Annotated in this window: 14 protein-coding genes, 1 pseudogene and 1 other annotated feature; of the genes and pseudogenes, 11 read left to right on the forward strand and 4 right to left on the reverse strand. The window is 53.5% G+C overall.

The window, feature by feature from the left end; all coding sequences use genetic code 11:
* Window positions 1-127 precede the first annotated feature (127 nt).
* Window positions 128-203, forward strand: a sequence feature (ROSE (Repression Of Heat Shock gene Expression) occurs in the 5'-region of heat shock genes and acts as an RNA thermometer to modulate expression.).
* The 4 genes and pseudogenes from ibpA to ACMYSL_RS00085 all read left to right on the forward strand — a co-directional run bounded on the left by ibpA (window position 197) and on the right by ACMYSL_RS00085 (window position 3,488).
* The gene (gene ibpA / locus ACMYSL_RS00070) at window positions 197-610 is read left to right on the forward strand and encodes a small heat shock chaperone IbpA (protein ID WP_181484335.1); all 414 of its coding nucleotides are present in this window, start codon (window positions 197-199) and stop codon (window positions 608-610) included. (Overlaps the previous feature by 7 nt.)
* 119 nt (window positions 611-729) lie before the next feature.
* On the forward strand, window positions 730-1,158 hold the full coding sequence (gene ibpB / locus ACMYSL_RS00075) for a small heat shock chaperone IbpB (protein WP_182235406.1): 429 nt from the start codon (window positions 730-732) through the stop codon (window positions 1,156-1,158).
* A 137-nt stretch (window positions 1,159-1,295) separates the two neighbouring features.
* Window positions 1,296-1,725, forward strand: a pseudogene (locus tag ACMYSL_RS00080) (BRO family protein).
* Window positions 1,726-1,826: 101 nt separating this feature from the next.
* Window positions 1,827-3,488, forward strand: a complete 1,662-nt coding sequence (locus tag ACMYSL_RS00085; RefSeq protein ID WP_304254435.1) for a putative transporter — start codon at window positions 1,827-1,829, stop codon at window positions 3,486-3,488.
* Here ACMYSL_RS00085 and ACMYSL_RS00090 read toward each other — a convergent pair.
* Entirely contained in the window at window positions 3,456-4,202 is a 747-nt protein-coding gene (locus tag ACMYSL_RS00090; protein ID WP_304254432.1) for a GntR family transcriptional regulator, read from the reverse strand. The two genes, ACMYSL_RS00085 and ACMYSL_RS00090, sit on opposite strands and share 33 nt — an antisense overlap.
* 341 nt (window positions 4,203-4,543) lie before the next feature.
* On the opposite strand from ACMYSL_RS00090, the gene ACMYSL_RS00095 reads away from it, so the two are divergent.
* Both ACMYSL_RS00095 and ACMYSL_RS00100 read left to right on the forward strand, forming a co-directional pair.
* Window positions 4,544-6,166 (forward strand): alpha-glucoside-specific PTS transporter subunit IIBC, encoded by a 1,623-nt coding sequence (locus ACMYSL_RS00095; protein ID WP_110275994.1) that lies wholly within the window; start codon window positions 4,544-4,546, stop codon window positions 6,164-6,166.
* Window positions 6,163-7,485, forward strand: coding sequence for a 6-phospho-alpha-glucosidase (locus tag ACMYSL_RS00100; protein ID WP_182235401.1), 1,323 nt, complete (start codon window positions 6,163-6,165; stop codon window positions 7,483-7,485). The genes ACMYSL_RS00095 and ACMYSL_RS00100 overlap by 4 nt, the downstream gene beginning before the upstream one ends.
* Here ACMYSL_RS00100 and ACMYSL_RS00105 read toward each other — a convergent pair.
* Window positions 7,482-8,375, reverse strand: coding sequence for an AraC family transcriptional regulator (locus ACMYSL_RS00105; protein WP_434661029.1), 894 nt, complete (start codon window positions 8,373-8,375; stop codon window positions 7,482-7,484). The two genes, ACMYSL_RS00100 and ACMYSL_RS00105, sit on opposite strands and share 4 nt — an antisense overlap.
* A 167-nt stretch (window positions 8,376-8,542) precedes the next feature.
* Between ACMYSL_RS00105 and ACMYSL_RS00110 the strand changes: the two genes are divergently transcribed.
* Both ACMYSL_RS00110 and ACMYSL_RS00115 read left to right on the forward strand, forming a co-directional pair.
* On the forward strand, window positions 8,543-10,258 hold the full coding sequence (locus tag ACMYSL_RS00110; protein WP_182235399.1) for a solute:sodium symporter family transporter: 1,716 nt from the start codon (window positions 8,543-8,545) through the stop codon (window positions 10,256-10,258).
* Window positions 10,255-11,748, forward strand: a complete 1,494-nt coding sequence (locus ACMYSL_RS00115; protein ID WP_434661030.1) for a sulfatase-like hydrolase/transferase — start codon at window positions 10,255-10,257, stop codon at window positions 11,746-11,748. The genes ACMYSL_RS00110 and ACMYSL_RS00115 overlap by 4 nt, the downstream gene beginning before the upstream one ends.
* Window positions 11,749-11,798: 50 nt before the next feature.
* On the opposite strand, the gene ACMYSL_RS00120 is transcribed toward ACMYSL_RS00115, so the two are convergent.
* Window positions 11,799-12,248 (reverse strand): hypothetical protein, encoded by a 450-nt coding sequence (locus ACMYSL_RS00120; RefSeq protein ID WP_434661031.1) that lies wholly within the window; start codon window positions 12,246-12,248, stop codon window positions 11,799-11,801.
* A 109-nt stretch (window positions 12,249-12,357) separates the two neighbouring features.
* On the opposite strand from ACMYSL_RS00120, the gene ACMYSL_RS00125 reads away from it, so the two are divergent.
* From ACMYSL_RS00125 to ACMYSL_RS00135, 3 genes are read left to right on the forward strand one after another with little or no spacing between them, the layout of a single operon-like run.
* The gene (locus ACMYSL_RS00125) at window positions 12,358-12,705 is read left to right on the forward strand and encodes a YidH family protein (protein WP_004107145.1); all 348 of its coding nucleotides are present in this window, start codon (window positions 12,358-12,360) and stop codon (window positions 12,703-12,705) included.
* A complete protein-coding gene (locus ACMYSL_RS00130) occupies window positions 12,695-13,057 on the forward strand; it encodes a DUF202 domain-containing protein (RefSeq protein WP_181484341.1) in 363 nt (120 codons plus the stop codon). The genes ACMYSL_RS00125 and ACMYSL_RS00130 overlap by 11 nt, the downstream gene beginning before the upstream one ends.
* Window positions 13,054-13,584, forward strand: coding sequence for a radical SAM protein (locus tag ACMYSL_RS00135; protein ID WP_434661032.1), 531 nt, complete (start codon window positions 13,054-13,056; stop codon window positions 13,582-13,584). Before ACMYSL_RS00130 ends, ACMYSL_RS00135 begins: the two co-directional genes overlap by 4 nt.
* Before the next feature lie 55 nt (window positions 13,585-13,639).
* On the opposite strand, the gene dsdA is transcribed toward ACMYSL_RS00135, so the two are convergent.
* The gene (gene dsdA, locus ACMYSL_RS00140) at window positions 13,640-14,968 is read right to left on the reverse strand and encodes a D-serine ammonia-lyase (RefSeq protein ID WP_434661033.1); all 1,329 of its coding nucleotides are present in this window, start codon (window positions 14,966-14,968) and stop codon (window positions 13,640-13,642) included.

Below are 14,968 nucleotides of genomic sequence, written 5' to 3' on the forward strand. Positions count from 1 at the left end.
TGTGCTGTGACTCCAGTCTAAGCAATAGACAACAAACTGCAAAAAAAATTGCCCTTTTCATCTTGAAAATAACGTTATTAAACCCATTTTAGGAATGTGTCCCGCTGAGAATACGCCGAATGGGTATTCTGGGTAATAACGGCCTGTCCATGATGGAAGGTCAGATAATTCTCGCTGATTTCAGGAGCTATTTATTATGCGTAATTTCGATCTCTCCCCGCTGTATCGTTCTGCTATTGGTTTCGACCGCCTTTTCAATCTGTTAGAAAATAATCAAAGCCAGAGTAATGGCGGCTACCCTCCGTACAACGTTGAGTTAGTAGACGAGAACAACTACCGCATCGCGATTGCGGTTGCGGGTTTTGCAGAGAGTGAACTGGAGATTACCACTCAGGACAACCTGTTGATTGTTAAAGGTTCCCATACGGCCGAGCAGAAAGAGCGTACCTATCTGTACCAGGGTATCGCCGAGCGTAACTTTGAGCGTAAATTCCAGCTCGCGGAAAATATTCATATCCGCGGTGCTAACCTGGTCAACGGTTTGCTGTATATCGACCTGGAGCGAGTTATTCCTGAAGCGAATAAACCGCGCCGCATCGAAATCAACTAATTACGTGGGTCGCGAATGCGGCCCGATATAAAACTAAAAATCTGCCTGCCGTCAGGAGGCAAATGTAAATCCACAGGATTTGCAGATATCAACTCGCTTCTTAGAAGGAGAAACATACTATGCGTAACTACGATTTATCCCCACTGCTGCGTCAATGGATCGGTTTTGACAAACTGGCCAATGCCCTGCAAACCGCCGGTGAAAGTCAGACCTTCCCACCCTATAACATCGAAAAAAGCGACGATAACCACTATCGCATAACTCTTGCGCTGGCCGGTTTCCGTCAGGAAGATTTGGATGTCCAGTTGGAAGGTACGCGCCTGACGGTAAAAGGTACGCCGCAGCAGCCGGAAAAAGAGACCAAATGGCTGCATCAGGGGTTGGTGAGCCAGGCATTTAGCCTGAGCTTTACGCTCGCCGAAAATATGGAAGTCTCCGGGGCAACCTTTACCAATGGCCTGCTGCATATCGATTTGACTCGTAACGAGCCGGAACAGATAGCTCCGCAGCGTATCGCCATCAGCGATCGTCCCGCCTTGAATAGCTAATTAAGTGAACACCTATAAAGCCCCGATTTTCGGGGCTTTTTTGTGCGCTGGTGCTCATAAAATGCCCTTGCTGCAACAGATGTTTCAGTTTAAAAAATAATCAGATTTTATAGGCTTACTGAAACAAAGGATATGTGATGAACGAACAGCAGCCATTTGAAGCGATTAAAAATAGAGATGAGGCGGGAAGAGAGTATTGGTCTGCCCGAAACCTTGGATCTTTACTGGACTATAGAGTGGAGAAATTTTCAAAAGGTTATTTCTAAAGCGATAATTTCATGTGAAGCGAGCGGTCAGCAATCCGGCGACCATTTTGTTGAGTCCAACAAAATGGTTGAATTGGGTTCCGGTGCTAGCAGGAATCTTGAAGATGTTCATCTATCCCGCTACGCCTGCTATCTGGTTGTGCAAAATGGCGATCCGTCAACAAACCCATTATGAAGTGGGGCAAAAGTGCGTCAGACGATTAAAGATCTTGGCGGCACGATGCCGGAAGCGCTGCCTTCTCCAGATAAAAGCATTCAGCAGCTGAAAATTGCGGTGAAAAGTAAAGACGCGCCGGAATAGCGAACCTGATGCCGTGATTATTGTGCGCCAGGCGGCATACAGTCTATTGAGCGCCAGTCATAATCCTCTTTGTTGATAATGTTATTCACAGGGAAGAGACGATGAGTGATATAGCATTGACCGTTAGCGTATTGGCGCTGGTTGCGGTAGTTGGATTGTGGATCGGCAATGTAAAAGTGCGCGGTGTCGGCTTTGGTATTGGAGGCGTGCTGTTTGGCGGAATCATCGTCGGCCACTTCGTGGACCAGGCGGGCATTACGCTCAGCAGCCCAATGCTGCACTTTATTCAGGAATTTGGCCTGATTCTCTTCGTGTATACCATCGGTATCCAGGTGGGACCGGGCTTCTTCGCCTCGCTGCGCGTCTCCGGCCTGCGGCTTAATCTCTTCGCGATTCTTATCGTGATCCTCGGCGGTCTGGTCACCGCAGTCCTGCATAAACTGTTCGATATCCCTCTTCCTGTGGTGCTTGGCATCTTCTCCGGGGCCGTTACTAACACGCCAGCACTGGGGGCCGGGCAGCAGATCCTGCGCGACCTTGGCGTGCCGTTTGATACCGTCGACCAGATGGGGATGAGCTATGCCATGGCCTATCCGTTCGGTATTTGCGGCATTCTGCTGACGATGTGGCTGGTTCGGCTGTTTTTCCGCATTAATGTCGAAAAAGAGGCCCAGCAGTTTGATGAGAACAGCGGCAACGGTCATTCTCATCTGCAAACCATCAACGTTCGCGTGGAAAACCCCAACCTGAATAATATGGCGATTCAGGATGTGCCAATGCTTAACAGCGATAAGCTGATTTGCTCGCGTCTCAAGCGTGAGGAGATGCTGATGGTGCCTGCGCCGAATACCCTGATTCAGCTTGGCGACCTGCTGCATCTGGTTGGGCGGCCAGAGGATTTACATAACGCTCAACTGGTGATTGGCAAAGAAGTCTCTACCTCACTTTCCACTCGCGGTACCGACCTGAAAGTTGAACGCGTGGTGGTCACCAACGAGAAGGTATTGGGTAAAAGAATTCGCGATCTGCACTTTAAACAGCGCTATGACGTGGTTATCTCACGCCTCAATCGTGCCGGGGTTGAGCTGGTCGCCAGCAGCCATGCCAGCCTGCAGTTCGGCGATATCCTGAATCTGGTGGGCCGCCCGGAAGCGATTGACGCGGTTGCCGCCGAGCTTGGCAACGCGCAGCAAAAACTCCAGCAGGTGCAGATGCTGCCGGTGTTTATCGGCATTGGTCTGGGCGTTCTACTGGGCTCTATACCGCTGTTTATTCCTGGATTCCCGGCGGCGCTGAAGCTGGGTCTGGCCGGCGGGCCGCTGATTATGGCGCTAATCCTCGGGCGTATCGGCAGTATCGGTAAGCTGTACTGGTTTATGCCGCCCAGCGCCAACCTCGCGCTGCGCGAGTTGGGTATTGTGCTGTTCCTGGCGGTAGTCGGGCTAAAATCCGGCGGCGACTTTGTGGCGACGCTGATTGAAGGCGACGGTATGAGCTGGATTGTCTACGGCATCTTTATCACCGGTATACCGCTACTGACAGTCGGGATTCTGGCGCGTATGTTTGCGAAGATGAACTACCTGACCCTATGCGGCATGCTGGCCGGTTCAATGACCGACCCCCCGGCACTGGCTTTTGCCAACAACCTGCACGCCACCAGCGGCGCGGCGGCGCTCTCTTACGCCACCGTTTATCCGCTGGTCATGTTCCTACGTATCATCACTCCGCAGCTACTGGCGGTGCTGTTCTGGGGAATGGGTTAACGGATTTTCCGCGTGGACGCGCCGCAGATGGTAGTCCACCTGATACACGCTGGCGTTACGGAACATCACCGAGTAGTTAAGAAACTCGCCGCTGTCGCTGTAGGAAAGGGAGGTAATGCGCAGCAGCGGCGTTTGTTCTGGTACGTTCATCGACTGCGCCAGCTGCTTGTCCGCCAGCACTGGCGACAGCGTTTCATAGTTACCGCTGATGGTTATTCCGCACTCCTTCTCGATATAATCGAACTTCGACCCCTCCAGATGCACCAACGATAGATTACGAAACAACTTCACCGGCATATAGCTGTCTTCCAGCATTAGCGGCTTGCCATCGACATAGCGCACCCGGCGCGAGAAGTAGATACGTTCATCAATTTGTATCCGCAGCAGGCTGGCGATAGCCGGAGGCGCGGGCATCACCTCGAAAACCAGTACCCGGCTCATCACCTCTTTGCCATGCTTGCGTAGTACCTCGGCCAGCCCGGTCAGATTGGTGGTTTCATGATGTAAGTCTTTGCGGGCGACATAGGTACCGGAACCGTGCCGACGCACCACCAGTCCCCACGCGACTAACAGATCGATGGCTTTACGGATGGTCATGCGCGCGACGCCGAACTCTTCCGCCAGCTTTTTTTCGCCTGGAAGCGGGCTGCCGATATCGAAATCGGAGGAATTCAGCCGCAGACGCAATCTGTCGGCGATGGATTTGTAGATCACCAGTAGACCTCTATTCACTATGTTGAAAACGATGATGAATGGACAATTGTCTATAAAAATTAAATGAATACATAAAGATAAAAACTATTCGTCATGGTGATTTCATAAGCCGAATTCATCATGTCTATTTTTTTATAAAAAAGTAGACAACATTGACGTAATTAAAACCATGAAAGCGATCACGAATCGCAACGGTGCTGCATGTTACCGCTCGGGCAAATTTCTATCCTCGTTTCAGGCCAGTACAAATAGTTACCCTGAATAATTCACCGCTGTACGTGAAGTATGCCGGGTATGAATAAGGCCACTCACCCTACGAGTTGTTACATGAGGATTTTCAAATGCTCAGTCAAATACAACGCTTTGGCGGCGCCATGTTTACCCCGGTTTTACTCTTTCCTTTCGCCGGGATCGTGGTGGGTATCGCCATTATGCTGCGTAACCCGATGTTCGTCGGCGAAGCGCTCACAGCACCCGATAGTTTATTTGCTCAGATCGTTCACATTATCGAAGAGGGCGGCTGGACCGTCTTTCGTAATATGCCGCTGATTTTTGCCGTCGGTCTGCCGATCGGCCTGGCGAAACAGGCTCAGGGCCGGGCCTGTCTGGCGGTACTGGTGAGTTTTCTCACCTGGAACTATTTCATCAACGCCATGGGGATGACCTGGGGCCATTTCTTCGGCGTCGACTTTTCCGTTGAACCGACCGCAGGCAGCGGCCTGACGATGATGGCCGGGATTAAAACGCTCGATACCAGCATTATCGGCGCGATCGTTATTTCCGGGCTGGTGACTGCCCTGCATAACCGCTATTTCGATAAACCGCTGCCGGTATTCCTCGGCATCTTTCAGGGCTCCTCGTTTGTGGTGATTGTCGCTTTCCTGGCGATGATCCCCTGCGCCTGGCTCACCCTGCTCGGCTGGCCAAAAGTGCAGATGGGCATTGAGTCGCTACAGGCCTTTTTACGCTCCGCCGGGGCGCTGGGCGTCTGGGTATACATCTTCCTCGAACGCATTCTGATCCCGACCGGTCTGCACCACTTCGTCTACGGCCCATTTATCTTCGGTCCTGCGGTGGTAGAAGGCGGTATTCAGGTCTACTGGGCACAGCATTTACAGGAGTTCAGCCAAAGCACCGAAGCGCTGAAAACCCTGTTCCCGGAAGGCGGATTTGCGCTGCACGGTAACTCGAAGGTCTTTGGTTCGGTAGGCATTGCGCTGGCGCTTTACTTCACCGCCGCGCCGGAAAACCGCGTCAAGGTTGCCGGGTTGCTGATTCCTGCCACTTTGACCGCCATGCTGGTGGGGATAACCGAACCCCTGGAATTCACCTTCCTGTTCATCTCGCCGCTGCTGTTTGCCGTCCACGCTGTACTGGCGGCGACCATGGCGACGGTGATGTATATCTGCGGCGTGGTGGGCAACTTTGGCGGCGGCCTGCTTGACCAGTTCCTGCCGCAAAACTGGATCCCCATGTTCCACAACCACGCGTCGATGATGTTTATCCAGATAGGCGTTGGCGTGTGCTTCACCGCGCTCTATTTCGTCATTTTCCGTGCGCTGATTCTGCGCCTGAACCTGAAAACGCCGGGCCGTGAAGAGAGCGAAATCAAACTCTACAGCAAAGCCGATTACCAGGCCGCGCGCGGCAAAACCAGCGCCGCAGGGGCAACGGATACCAAACTGGGTCAGGCCGCAGGCTTCCTGCAGGCGCTGGGCGGGGCGGGCAATATCGAGAGTATTAATAACTGCGCCACCCGGCTGCGTATTGCGCTGGTCGACATGGCGAAAACGCAAAGTGATGACGTGTTTAAAGCGCTGGGCGCCCACGGCGTTGTGCGCCGCGGTAACGGGATTCAGGTCATCGTCGGCCTGCATGTTCCCCAGGTCCGCGACCAGCTTGAAACCCTAATGAAAGATTCTCTACAGACCGAACAAACCACCATGACGGAGGCAGTATCATGAAAAAATTCTCAGTTGTTATCGCAGGCGGCGGCAGTACCTTTACCCCGGGCATCGTACTGATGCTGTTAGCAAACCAGGATCGCTTCCCGCTGCGGGCGCTGAAATTTTACGACAACGACGGCGCGCGTCAGGAGACCATCGCCGAGGCGTGCAAAGTAATTCTCAAAGAGCAGGCACCGGAGATTGAATTCAGCTACACCACCGACCCGCAGGCGGCCTTTACCGACGTTGATTTCGTGATGGCGCACATCCGCGTGGGCAAATATCCGATGCGTGAAAAAGACGAAAAAATCCCGCTGCGCCACGGCGTGTTGGGCCAGGAAACCTGCGGCCCTGGCGGTATTGCCTACGGTATGCGTTCTATCGGCGGCGTACTCGAGCTGGTGGATTATATGGAAAAATATTCACCGAATGCCTGGATGCTCAACTACTCCAATCCGGCGGCAATTGTGGCGGAAGCGACTCGTCGCCTGCGTCCGAACGCTAAAATTCTCAACATTTGCGATATGCCGATCGGCATTGAAGGGCGGATGGCGCAAATCGTCGGTCTCAAGGATCGCAAGCAGATGCGCGTGCGCTACTACGGCCTTAACCACTTTGGCTGGTGGACCTCGATTGAAGATCTGCAGGGTAACGATCTGATGCCGAAGCTGCGCGAACATGTGGCGAAATATGGCTATGTTCCGCCATCGAACGACCCGCACACCGAAGCGAGTTGGAACGATACCTTCGCCAAAGCGAAAGACGTGCAGGCGCTGGATCCGGATACGATGCCGAATACTTACCTCAAGTATTATCTGTTCCCGGACTATGTGGTGGCGCACTCCAATCCGGAACGCACCCGAGCGAACGAAGTGATGGATCATCGTGAGAAAAACGTCTTCAGCGCCTGTCGGGCGATTATTGAAGCGGGTAACTCTTCGGCAGGCGATCTGGAAATCGACGAACATGCTTCCTATATCGTCGATCTGGCGGCGGCTATTGCCTTTAATACCCAGGAACGCATGCTGCTGATTGTGCCGAACAACGGCGCGATTCATAACTTTGATGCTGATGCGATGGTGGAAATTCCATGCCTGGTCGGCCACAACGGACCGGAGCCGCTAACGGTCGGCGATATTCCTCACTTCCAGAAAGGGATGATGAGCCAGCAGGTGGCGGTGGAAAAACTGGTGGTGGATGCCTGGGAACACCGCTCTTACCACAAGCTGTGGCAGGCCATTGCGCTGTCGAAAACCGTACCGAGCGCCTCCGTTGCTAAAGCGATTCTCGACGACCTGATTGCGGCCAACAAAGAGTACTGGCCGGAACTGCGCTAACCTTGTCGACCGGCATCCAATGGGTGCCGGTCTGCATGTTTCAGGACCGATGATGGCGCGTAGCCAAACTTATGCTTAAACGCTTTGCTGAAATGAAATGAGTCAAAGAAGTTGAGCATATCCGCCACCTGACCCACCGAATTCCCCTCTTGTCTTAATAGCGAAAGCGCCAGTTCCAGCCGGGCATCCAGGTAGTATTCCTTCGGCGTTTTACCGGTATAGCGTAAGAACAAACGGCGCAGCCATGCCTCGCTGCAGGGGATGGTGGCAGCCATATCCGCGACGCTCCAGCGCCGTTGCAGGCTGCCATGCAGTGCTGCTATCAGTTTTTCAACTTGTATCCGCTGAGGGTCTTTTTTACCTTCAGCATAAATAAGGCAAATCCACTGATATATTATTTTGGTAAGAAAGGCAACCGCCAGATTATTTTTCATTGAATCAGGAGATGTAATTAAACGTGAAACCTCCGCCAGTTCCTGATTATAATTTTCGCCATTATAAATAACGCTTTGTTGCCGAAGCGGAATATCCATAATGCTGGTTGGAGTAAATTCCATCCAATACTGTTCCCAGACTAAACCTTCGCAGTGATAGGACTGAATATCCGTTGGTTTTAAAAAAATAATACAGTTTCCGGTTAATGTGATTTTCTCGCCATCCTTTAGCAGAATTTTCCCACAGCCCTGAACGGTATAGACCGCTACCCATGAGTTGGCGATGAGGGGTTTTTTCTTATCGCGAGGCCAAATTACCCGATAATGTTCATCGGCGTAGGTATGCCATAGTGAGATCAAAGAAATTCCGCTTGAGATCACATTTTCGTTAATCAACAGGGGAATATTGTACGTAGTTTCGTTTTTTACATGCGAATTTTGCAAGTTTCCATTCATTTTATTTCCCCGTCGGAGAATTATGCCCACAACCTGAACATAACAGAAAAAATTCGTTCAGGGATATGACGTTTGTATTTTAAGAAATCTGACTGCCTGACCCGGTGAGCAATACCTCATGTTGGCTCTACAGCTGCCGGGACATAATGAAAAACAAGGGCTATGAGATGAATACGCTTCAAATTCTGAGCTTTGTGGGTTTTACGCTACTGGTGGCGGTAATCACCTGGTGGAAGTTGCGAAAGGCGGATACCGGTTCGCAACAGGGATATTTTCTGGCAGGACGTTCGTTAAAAGCGCCGGTGATTGCCGCATCGCTGATGCTAACCAATCTCTCGACGGAACAGCTGGTGGGATTGACCGGCCAGGCCTATCGTAGCGGGATGTCGGTGATGGCGTGGGAAGTGATCTCCGCGATTCCACTGATTTTTCTGGCGCTGATTTTTTTGCCGCGCTATTTACAACGCGGCATTGCGACCATTCCGGATTTTATTGAAGAACGCTATGACAAAACCACCCGTATCATTATCGACTGCTGCTTTTTGATTGCGACAGGGATCTGTTTTCTGCCCATCATCCTGTACTCTGGCGCACTTGCCTTTAACAGTATGTTCCATGTCACTGAAACATTTGGGATTTCGCAACACACCGCCATTTGGTTGATGGCTGTCGTGCTGGGGTTCTGCGGCATCCTATATGCCGTCGTCGGCGGAATGCGCGCGATTGCGATTGCCGATGTGATCAACGGTATTGGCCTGGTGATTGGTGGCTTGATGGTGCCGTTATTCGGCCTGATGGCAATGGGCAAAGGTAGCCTGAGTGAAGGCATTACGCGCTTAACCGAGGACCACAGCCAGATGCTGAACTCCATCGGCGGCAGTAACGACCCGGTACCGATTGGCGCGGCGCTGACCGGGCTCATCCTGGTGAATACCTTCTACTGGTGTACTAACCAGGGGATTGTTCAGCGTACCCTGGCATCAAAAAGCTTGTCGGAAGGGCAAAAAGGGGCGCTCTTGACGGCGGTGCTGAAGATGCTGGATCCGCTGATTCTGGTTCTGCCCGGGGTTATTGCCTTCCACCTCTTCCAGGATTTGCCGAGTGCGGATATGGCCTATCCGGCGCTGGTGAACAAAGTGATGCCGTTGCCGCTGATCGGCTTTTTTAGCGCGGTGTTATTCGGCGCGATTATCAGCGCGTTCTGCGGCTTTCTCAACAGCGCCTCGACGCTGTTTAGCCTGGGAATTTATCGCCGTTTGATTAATGAGCAAGCCAGCCCTGACAAACTGGTTAGTGTAGGTCGTCGCTTTGGTTTCATCGTGGCGGTGGTTTCCGTGCTGGTTGCGCCGTGGATTGCCTATGCGCCGCAGGGACTTTACAGCTGGATGAAACAGCTCAATGGCATATACAACGTCCCGCTGGTTACCATCGTCATTATGGGCTTCTTCTTCCCGCGCATTCCAGCGCTGGCAGCAAAGGTTGCGATGGGGCTCGGCATCGTCAGCTATATCACTATCAACTATCTGGTGAAGTTCGATTTCCACTTCCTCTACGTACTGGCCTGTACTTTCTGCATCAACGTAGTGGTGATGCTGATTATCGGCCTCATTAAGCCGCGCGCAACGCCGTTTAAATTCCATGATGCCTTTGCGGTAGATATGAAACCGTGGAAAAACGTGAAGATCGCCTCAATTGGTGTCCTTTTCGCAATGATTGGCGTCTATTCCGGTCTGGCGCAGTTTGGTGGTTACAACTCTCAGTGGTTGACGGTTCTTAGCTACGCCATCGCCGCCGCGGTCGTGATCTATTTGATCTACAGCAGCTGGCAAACAGGCCGCACAACCAATGTGAACGGTGTTTCTGACGTTAAGGAAAAATCATGAGTCGCCCCAATTTCCTGTTTATTATGACCGATACCCAGGCCACCAATATGGTGGGCTGTTACAGCGGTAAGCCGCTGAATACCAATAATATTGATAATCTGGCCGCTGAAGGTATCCGCTTCAATTCCGCCTACACCTGCTCGCCGGTATGCACCCCGGCGCGCGCCGGGCTGTTTACCGGGATTTACGCCAACCAGTCCGGCCCATGGACTAATAACGTCGCGCCGGGGAAAAACATCTCCACCATGGGACGTTACTTCAAAGATGCGGGCTACCACACTTGCTATATCGGCAAGTGGCATCTCGACGGCCACGACTATTTCGGCACCGGCGAGTGCCCTTCTGAGTGGGATGCTGACTACTGGTTTGATGGCGCGAATTACCTCGCGGAACTGACCGAGGAAGAGATCAGCCTGTGGCGCAACGGCCTGAACTCGGTTGAAGATTTACAGCGACACGGTATCGACGAAACCTTTACCTGGGCGCACCGCATCAGCAATCGGGCGGTAGACTTCCTGCATCAACCCACGCGCGCCGACGAGCCGTTCCTGATGGTGGTGTCCTATGACGAGCCGCACCATCCGTTTACCTGCCCGGTGGAGTATCTGGAGAAGTATCAGGACTTTTATTACGACCTCGGGCCGAAGGCTCATGACTCGCTGGCGAACAAACCCGAGCACCATCGGCTATGGTCCGAGGCTATGCCGTCCCCGCTGGGCGAAGACGGGCGCTATCACCATCCGCTCTATTTTGCCTGCAACGACTTTGTTGATGACCAGATTGGTCGGGTGATCGATGCCTTAACCCCGGAACAGCGGGAGAATACCTGGGTGATTTACACCTCCGATCACGGCGAGATGATGGGCGCGCATAAGCTCATCAGCAAAGGCGCGGCGATGTATGACGACATCACCCGTATCCCGCTGATAATGCGCCCGCCGCAGGGGGAATCCATGCAGATCGATACGCCGGTCAGCCATATCGACCTGCTGCCGACGATGATGGCGCTGGCGGGCATCGATAAGCCGGATATCCTGCCGGGGGAAAACATCCTGCAAGCCGAAACGCCGCGCGGTGTGATGGTGGAATTCAACCGTTATGAGATTGAGCATGACAGCTTTGGCGGTTTTATCCCGGTGCGCTGCTGGGTGACCGATGAGTACAAACTGGTGCTCAATCTGTTTACCAGTGATGAACTGTATGATCGGAAAAATGACCAGGATGAGCTACATAACCTGATCGATGTCCATGAATTCGCCGACGTTCGCTGCCGAATGCACGATGCGCTGCTGGATTATATGGATAAAATCCGCGACCCGTTCCGCACCTATCAGTGGAGCCTGCGCCCGTGGCGGCCTGAGGCCCAGCCGCGCTGGATGGGCGCTTTCCGCCCGCGTCCGCAGGACGGCTATTCCCCGGTAGTACGTGACTACGACACCGGCCTGCCGACCCAGGGCGTGAAGGTTGAGGAGAAAAAGCAGAAGTTCTGAGTTGAGAAGCCTGCAGGCGGAGATTCCTGCAGGCCGTTTTCCGCAGGCGGCTAAATCGGTGAACCACCGCCGAGAAAGGAAAATATCAGGATTAACAGAATGATGCCGCAAACCAGGCCGATACCAAAAAGCAGAGCATGCAAAGCGAGAGTTCCGCCGCCAAAGATTAATGCACCGCTGATGCTCCAGCCATTTTCCTTGCGCATACCGCCAATGAAGGCGCAAACCAGCGCAATAACTGCGAGTAAAATCCCCGCGTTATCAAGTATTTTATCGATATCGACAGCTTTTTTCTCTGCGATAATCTGTGGCTTCTCTCCCTTCAATCCGGCGATAATGCCTTTTTTGACGGAAGAGACTTTTTCGGCAATCACGCCTTCCAGCGTTGGTGGTGGAGCAGAAAAGGGGCCAACGGAGAAATGGAATATGCCAAGAATCAGTGCTATGGCGCCGAAGAGCATACCCAATGAACTACATTTATTTTGCGATATGGTTTCCATCTAACCTCCCTGTGGTGGATAGCAAAAGCATATCAAGGTAACGGTGTTTACAATAATTAAAATGAGCAGGGATGGCGTTTTACCTGTGAACACAAATCAAGGAGTCATGATGAAAATATCCCGCCTTGGCGAAGCGCCGGACTACCGTTTCTCGCTGGCCAACGAACGTACCTTTCTGGCGTGGATCCGCACCTCTCTTGGCTTTCTGGCCGGTGGCGTTGGTCTGGACCAGCTGGCGCCGGATTTTGCCACGCCGCTGATTCGCGAAATCCTCGCTCTACTGTTGTGCCTGTTTGCCGGTGGTCTGGCGATCTACGGCTATTTGCGCTGGCTGAGCAACGAAAAGGCGATGCGGCTCAAGCAGGACCTTCCCTACACCCGCACTTTGCTGCTGATCAGTATTCTGCTGACGATTGTTATCGTGGTGGTCATGGCGTTAGTGCTCTATGCCGGATAATCGCCGGGCGCGTCGCGAGAGCGACCCGGGCCTGCAGCCGGAGCGCACGTCGTTGGCCTGGTTTCGCACGCTTTTAGGCTATGGCGCGCTGCTGGCGCTGGCGATCAAGCACCACTGGCATCAGGCGGGGCTACCGTTCTGGATCTCGCTGTGCATATTGCCGTTCGTCGCCATCATCCTCTGGCGTTATACCCGCAGCCGTAATTTGATGGACGTTGAGCAGAGTGATTTTGTTCAGCGGCAGGCGGTTCGTGACAAATTTTTGATCGCATTCGCAGTACTTTCTCTGTCATTGCTGTTTGCTATAACGCACATACGACAGGTGATTTTGTTTATTAAGGATGTGATATGACAGGATGTCAGGCCGATTACGGTGACGATCAGCACTGCGGTAACTGCAAATCTCTGGTGAGCAATATCCCGGTGCAGGAAGTGGTTATTTATCGTCAGGAGTGTGAAAACCCCGAGCGTGTCTACCTTCAACTGAGCGCGAAGGGGGCCGTGGCTATCAAGTTTATTCCTCATCTGCAGCCCACCGATGCCCGACTTTGGGGGGATTTTCTCTGCGCGGTGTTTGCTATTTGGGTCAAGGAAGACGCGAACCGCATTGTGGTGCCGCTGTTTGAGGCCACGCTACGTGCCTGGCGCGGTGAGGCGGTGAGTTATGCTAACAATCCACCGGGGCCGGCCTGCGCGGGCTGCCCCTGGCTAAGATTATGCGGCGGCGGCTGCCCGCAGTTGCGTCTGGAAGAAGGCTCCAATGCGCTATGCGAGGGATACCGGCAGTTTTACAGCTGGAGCGCCCCCTATATGCGCGTCCTGCGTGATTTACTCAATCAGCACCGCTCGCCGGTTGAACTGATGCATCTGCTGCGCTAAAAAAATGGCGACGAAAGCACCTCTTCGTCGCCATTTTGTTTACCCGTCGACTGGCTTAACGCCCCTTCGCCAGATACTGCGCCATCTCCTCTTCCGGCACCATACCGCCGCCGGTCGCCCACACCAGATGGGTGGCGTTCTGCATCTGCTCAGCGGTGAAACCGTGCATCTGCTGATACGCCTGGCTGGCGCACACCCGCTGCGGCCCGGCCATTCCCGCCAGAGCGGACGGCTCCAGACGCAGGTTTTCTTCCTGCGCCAGCCAGCCCAGCATGTCGTACATGGTCTGGTCATCTAGAGAATAGAACCCATCCAGCAGGCGCTCCATCGCCCGGCCAACGAAGCCCGACGCGCGGCCTACGGCCAGACCGTCGGCGGCAGTCAGATTATCAATCCCCAGATCCTGAACCGAAATCTCATCATGCAGGCCGGTATAGACCCCCAGCAGCATACAAGGCGAGTGGGTCGGCTCGGCGAAGAAGCAGTGCACGTGGTCGCCGAAGGCCAGCTTCAGGCCAAATGCCACCCCGCCGGGGCCGCCGCCGACGCCGCACGGCAGGTAAACAAATAGCGGATGATCGGCATCCACCACGCGTCCTGCGCGAGAAAACTGCGCTTTTAGCCGCTCACCGGCCACGGCGTAGCCGAGGAACAGGGTGCGCGAGTTCTCATCATCAATAAAGAAGCAGTTCGGGTCCGATTCGGCGGCTTTACGCCCCTGCTCGACCGCCACGCCGTAATCCTCTTCGTACTCCACCACGGTAACGCCGTGGCTGCGCAGTTTGGCTTTTTTCCACGCCCGGGCGTCGGCGGACATATGTACCGTCACCTTAAAGCCGATACGCGCGCTCATAATGCCAATCGACATCCCGAGGTTGCCGGTGGATCCAACGGCGATGCTGTACTGGCTAAAGAACTGCCTGAATTCCGGGGTCAGCAGCTTGCGGTAGTCATCGGAAGTTTTTAACAAGCCTGCGTTGATAGCCAACTTCTCCGCATGGGTCAGCACCTCGTAAATGCCGCCGCGGGCCTTAATCGAGCCGGAAATCGGCAGGTGGCTGTCTTTTTTCAGCAACAGATCGCCGCTAATCGGCTGGCTGAAGGCTTTTTCCAGCCGGGTTTTCATTGCCGGGATAGCGACCAGCTCCGACTCGATAATACCGCCGGTCGCGGCGGTTTCCGGGAAGGCTTGCGCCAGATACGGTGCAAAGCGATCGAGCCGGGCGTGGGCGTCCTGAACGTCTTCAGTCGTTAAACCAACATAGGGTAAACCTTCCGCCAGCGATGTTGTTGACGGGTTAAACCAGGTGGTTTCTTTCAGGGCAATCAGCTCCTCCAGCAGAGGAAACTGTGCGATTAAAGTGGTCATGTCAGCGTTTTTCAT

Source organism: Klebsiella sp. MISC125, from assembly GCF_051131775.1.
GTDB lineage: Bacteria > Pseudomonadota > Gammaproteobacteria > Enterobacterales > Enterobacteriaceae > Klebsiella.

What these genes read in the sequence shown, in the direction of transcription:
- ibpA (WP_181484335.1), top strand. Translation starts at nt 197, where the DNA reads ATGCGTAATTTCGATCTCTCCCCGCTGTATCGTTCTGCTATTGGTTTC.
- ibpB (WP_182235406.1), top strand. Translation starts at nt 730, where the DNA reads ATGCGTAACTACGATTTATCCCCACTGCTGCGTCAATGGATCGGTTTT.
- ACMYSL_RS00085 (WP_304254435.1), top strand. Translation starts at nt 1,827, where the DNA reads ATGAGTGATATAGCATTGACCGTTAGCGTATTGGCGCTGGTTGCGGTA.
- ACMYSL_RS00095 (WP_110275994.1), top strand. Translation starts at nt 4,544, where the DNA reads ATGCTCAGTCAAATACAACGCTTTGGCGGCGCCATGTTTACCCCGGTT.
- ACMYSL_RS00100 (WP_182235401.1), top strand. Translation starts at nt 6,163, where the DNA reads ATGAAAAAATTCTCAGTTGTTATCGCAGGCGGCGGCAGTACCTTTACC.
- ACMYSL_RS00105 (WP_434661029.1), bottom strand. Translation starts at nt 8,375, where the DNA reads ATGAATGGAAACTTGCAAAATTCGCATGTAAAAAACGAAACTACGTAC.
- ACMYSL_RS00110 (WP_182235399.1), top strand. Translation starts at nt 8,543, where the DNA reads ATGAATACGCTTCAAATTCTGAGCTTTGTGGGTTTTACGCTACTGGTG.
- ACMYSL_RS00115 (WP_434661030.1), top strand. Translation starts at nt 10,255, where the DNA reads ATGAGTCGCCCCAATTTCCTGTTTATTATGACCGATACCCAGGCCACC.
- ACMYSL_RS00120 (WP_434661031.1), bottom strand. Translation starts at nt 12,248, where the DNA reads ATGGAAACCATATCGCAAAATAAATGTAGTTCATTGGGTATGCTCTTC.
- ACMYSL_RS00125 (WP_004107145.1), top strand. Translation starts at nt 12,358, where the DNA reads ATGAAAATATCCCGCCTTGGCGAAGCGCCGGACTACCGTTTCTCGCTG.
- ACMYSL_RS00130 (WP_181484341.1), top strand. Translation starts at nt 12,695, where the DNA reads ATGCCGGATAATCGCCGGGCGCGTCGCGAGAGCGACCCGGGCCTGCAG.
- ACMYSL_RS00135 (WP_434661032.1), top strand. Translation starts at nt 13,054, where the DNA reads ATGACAGGATGTCAGGCCGATTACGGTGACGATCAGCACTGCGGTAAC.
- dsdA (WP_434661033.1), bottom strand. Translation starts at nt 14,968, where the DNA reads ATGAAAAACGCTGACATGACCACTTTAATCGCACAGTTTCCTCTGCTG.